The following is a 1,126-nucleotide window of genomic DNA, read 5'->3' on the forward strand; positions in this document are numbered from 1 at the left end:
CTATCGTCATGGCGGGCTTGACCCGCAATCCCCTGAAAAGGAGTCGGATGTTGGGCAAGAGAGCAATGTAAAACAGGGGATTGCGGGTCAAGCCCGCAATGACGGTGTTCAAGCCCGCAATGACAATGTTCAAGCCTGCAATGACAAACTTTTTAGTGAAACATTCACATTGGGATTGTGGCTTACGGGGCGTTCTTTGAATGCTAATTGGTTGCGTCCGGCGGAAGATTCTTCGGTTTATGAGTTGAAAGCCTACGTTGAAAATGTGTTGTTGCGGTTGGGGCTTTCTGCGCAAAAGGTGTTTTACAAGCCGTTTAGCGATGCTGTTTTTGCTTCGGGGTTGCTCATTGAAAATCTTGGGGGCAAGCCGCTGGGCAAGTTGGGCGTGCTGAAAAAGACGGTTACGAAGGCGTTTGACATAGCGGCAGAGGTCTTTTTTGCGGAATTGAATTGGAACGCGATTTTGAAGGCAGCCAAAAACAGTGCCGTGAAGTCTGCCGAACTCCCCAAATTCCCGTCCGTGCGCCGCGAATTTTCGATTTTTTGATGGTGAACGACTCGTTGCCGGAGTAAAGCGTGGTGCCGATGGTGGCGACCACCACTTTTTGTCCTGCCGCCACATTGGGTGCGCCGCAGACGATTTGTTGAGGCTCGCCCGAGCCCAAATCCACCGTTGTAACGTGCAGATGGTCGGAGTTGGGATGGTCGATGCAGGTCAGTACATGCCCGATGACCAAGCCTTTAAGCCCGCCTTTGATGGTTTCCACTTCCTCAATGCCGCCCGTTTCCAAGCCAATCGACGTGAGGGCATCCGACAACTGCGCCGGAGTCCAGTCGAATTTCAAATACTCTTTTAACCAATTATATGAGATGTTCATAGCTGTATCATTTATGTTTCACCATTCAAAACCCCTGCTTTTCTTAGCACTTTCTCTATCGTATCCAGCGCAAAATCCAGCTGCGCAAATGTGTGTGTTGCCATTAGCGAGAAGCGGATGAGCGTGTCGGCGGGGGCTACTGCCGGCGACACTACCGGATTGACGAATATGCCCCGGTCGAACAATTCTTTTGTGATGGCGAACGTTTTTTCGTTGTTGCGGATAAATAGCGGGATGATGGGCGTGGA

Annotated in this window: 1 protein-coding gene and 2 pseudogenes; 1 reads left to right on the forward strand and 2 read right to left on the reverse strand. The window is 50.8% G+C overall.

What is annotated here, in order from left to right; all coding sequences use genetic code 11:
* The first annotated feature begins 196 nt into the window (after positions 1-196).
* Positions 197-547 (forward strand): hypothetical protein, encoded by a 351-nt coding sequence (locus ASC50_RS06805; protein ID WP_262482179.1) that lies wholly within the window; start codon positions 197-199, stop codon positions 545-547.
* On the opposite strand, the pseudogene ASC50_RS06630 reads toward ASC50_RS06805, so the two are convergent.
* Both ASC50_RS06630 and ASC50_RS00975 read right to left on the reverse strand, forming a co-directional pair.
* A pseudogene (locus tag ASC50_RS06630) lies at positions 516-878 on the reverse strand (phenylalanine--tRNA ligase subunit beta); the annotation flags it as partial. The gene ASC50_RS06805 and the pseudogene ASC50_RS06630 sit on opposite strands and share 32 nt — an antisense overlap.
* Before the next feature lie 11 nt (positions 879-889).
* Positions 890-1,126, reverse strand: a pseudogene (locus ASC50_RS00975) (8-amino-7-oxononanoate synthase); the annotation flags it as partial.

The organism is Candidatus Symbiothrix dinenymphae, assembly GCF_001431085.1.